Source organism: Bradyrhizobium sp., assembly GCF_035484855.1.
Taxonomy (GTDB): domain Bacteria; phylum Pseudomonadota; class Alphaproteobacteria; order Rhizobiales; family Xanthobacteraceae; genus Bradyrhizobium.
In genome coordinates this window covers 1-2,518 of sequence record NZ_DATHOP010000241.1, presented here as the reverse complement: position 1 = coordinate 2,518, position 2,518 = coordinate 1, and the positions used below count along the sequence as shown (strand labels likewise).

The window sequence follows — 2,518 nt, the reverse complement described above, 5'->3', positions numbered from 1 at the left end:
CTTACGGCCAAGGGGGTCGATGTGTTGTACGACGACACCGACCAACGCGCCGGCGCCAAGTTCGCCGCCGCCGACCTGATCGGGATTCCCTGGCAGATTCTGGTCGGCCCCAAGGGCCTCGCTGAGGGCAAATTCGAGGTCAAGCGGCGCGGCGACGGAATGCGCGAGAATCTGAGCCCGGCCGAAGTCGTGGCGCGGCTGAGCTAGTGGAATTATCCACCGCGGTCATCCGGATATCGGTCATCACGGCCACAATTAGCCCGAATCGTGTGAAAATCGACCTATGGATGAAACCATGAGCGAACCAGTCCGCACCGCACCTTTTGCGCCATTCGAATGGCTGCTGTCGGGACGCTATTTGCGGGCGCGTCGCAAGGAAGGTTTTATATCCGTCATCGCCGGCTTTTCCTTTCTCGGCATCATGCTCGGCGTCGCCACGCTGATCATCGTGATGGCCGTCATGAACGGCTTCCGCAAGGAATTGCTGGACAAGATTCTCGGCCTCAACGGCCATCTGCTGGTGCAGCCGCTGGAATCGCCGCTGACCGACTGGAAGGACGTCGCCGACCGCATCAATCAGGTCCCGGGCATCAGGCTGGCGGCGCCGGTCGTCGATGGCCAGGCGCTGGCATCCTCGCCGTTCAATGCCTATGGCGTGCTGGTTCGCGGCATCCGCGCCGGCGATCTCAACAACCTCACCTCGATCGCCAAGAACATCAAGCAGGGCTCGCTCGAAGGCTTCGATGACGGGCAGGGCGTCGCCATCGGCCGGCGGCTCGCGGACCTGTTGTCGCTGCATGCCGGCGACACCATCACGCTGGTGGCGCCGAAAGGCGCGGTGACGGTGATGGGCACCACGCCGCGCGTCAAACCCTACAAGATCGCGGCCGTGTTCGAGATCGGGATGTCGGATTACGACACGACCTTCGTGTTCATGCCGCTGCAGGAGGCGCAGGCCTATTTCAACCGCAACAACGACGTGACCTCGATCGAGGTGTTCACCACCAATCCCGACAAGATCGACAGCTTTCGCAAGACCGTGACCGAGGCCGCCGGGCGGCCGGTGTTCCTGGTCGACTGGCGGCAGCGCAACTCGACTTTCTTCAATGCGCTGCAGGTCGAACGCAATGTGATGTTTTTGATCCTGACCATGATCGTGCTGGTAGCTGCGCTCAACATCGTCTCCGGCCTGATCATGCTGGTGAAGGACAAGGGCAGCGACATCGCGATCCTGCGCACCATGGGTGCTTCCCAGGGCTCGATCATGCGGGTGTTCCTGATCACGGGCGCCGCGATCGGGGTGGTAGGCACGCTGACCGGGCTGTTCGTCGGCCTGCTGATCTGCCTGAATATCGAATCGATCCGGCAATTCCTGTCCTGGCTGACCTCGACCGAATTGTTCTCGCCGGAACTCTACTTCCTCTCCAAGCTGCCGGCCGAGATCGATTTCGGCGAGACCGCGGCGGTCGTGATCATGGCACTGACGCTGTCCTTTCTTGCCACGCTCTATCCGTCGTGGCGCGCCGCTCGCCTCGATCCCGTCGATGCGCTCCGGTACGAGTGAGGGCTTGAGATGGAGCAGGGGGCGGAAGATGTACCGGTCATCTATCTCCACGAGATCAAACGCGAATACGTGCAGGGCGAAACCACGCTGACCATCCTCAACGGCGCCAAGCTCGCGCTGTGGGAGGGACAGTCGGTGGCGCTGGTGGCGCCCTCGGGCGCGGGCAAATCGACGCTGCTGCATATCGCGGGCCTTCTGGAGAGCCCCGACGACGGCGAGGTCTATGTCGGCGGCACCGCGACCTCCGGCCTGTCCGACATCGAGCGCACGCTGATCCGCCGCTCTGATATCGGTTTCGTCTATCAATCCCACCGTCTGCTGCCGGAATTCACCGCGCTCGAAAACGTCATGCTGCCGCAGATGATCCGCGGGCTGAAGCGCGGCGAGACCGTCAAGCGCGCCACCGAGATCCTCGCCTATCTCGGCCTCGGCGACCGCATCAAGCACCGGCCGTCGGAACTGTCGGGCGGCGAGCAGCAGCGGGTGGCGATCGCGCGCGCGGTCGCCAACGCGCCGCGGGCGCTGCTGGCGGACGAGCCGACCGGCAATCTCGATCCGAACACCGCCAATCACGTGTTCGGCGCGCTGATGCAACTGGTCAAGGCGACCAAGGTGGCGATGCTGATCGCGACCCATAACATGGAACTCGCCGGCCGCATGGACCGCAGGGTGTCCTTGGTGAACGGTCAGATCGTCGAGCTGGATTAGAGCGTTTTCGAGCGAAGTGGTCACCGGTTCGCGTAAAGAAAACGCGTCAAAAACAAGAATCTAGAGCCCCGTTTCGATTCCATCGAAACGGAAAAAGGCTCTAGCTGTGGTCTTTCAGGAGGTTGTCCATCTGGTCTGAACCGAGGAAACTGAGGTTGCGAAGCTTCAATGTTCCAGGGAGAGACCAGATGAACGTCCACAAGAATGCGCCTTTGACGCCCAAAGGTCGAGAGGCGATGGTCCGCA

3 protein-coding genes are annotated in these 2,518 nt (G+C 62.1%); all 3 read left to right on the top strand.

The window, feature by feature from the left end; translation table 11 throughout:
• A partial coding sequence (locus tag VK804_RS27770; RefSeq protein WP_325376189.1) for a His/Gly/Thr/Pro-type tRNA ligase C-terminal domain-containing protein occupies positions 1–207 on the top strand: 207 nt, incomplete at its 5' end.
• Between the two features lie 76 nt (positions 208–283).
• The gene (locus VK804_RS27765) at positions 284–1,564 is read left to right on the top strand and encodes a lipoprotein-releasing ABC transporter permease subunit (RefSeq protein WP_325376187.1); all 1,281 of its coding nucleotides are present in this window, start codon (positions 284–286) and stop codon (positions 1,562–1,564) included.
• A gap of 9 nt (positions 1,565–1,573) precedes the next feature.
• Positions 1,574–2,272 carry an ABC transporter ATP-binding protein gene (locus VK804_RS27760; RefSeq protein ID WP_325376185.1) on the top strand — a complete coding sequence of 233 codons (699 nt, stop codon included), beginning with the start codon at positions 1,574–1,576 and terminating at the stop codon, positions 2,270–2,272.
• Positions 2,273–2,518: the final 246 nt, after the last annotated feature.

Coding starts and splice junctions, on each gene's coding strand:
- VK804_RS27760 (WP_325376185.1), top strand. CDS start 1,574: ATGGAGCAGGGGGCGGAAGATGTACCGGTCATCTATCTCCACGAGATC.
- VK804_RS27765 (WP_325376187.1), top strand. CDS start 284: ATGGATGAAACCATGAGCGAACCAGTCCGCACCGCACCTTTTGCGCCA.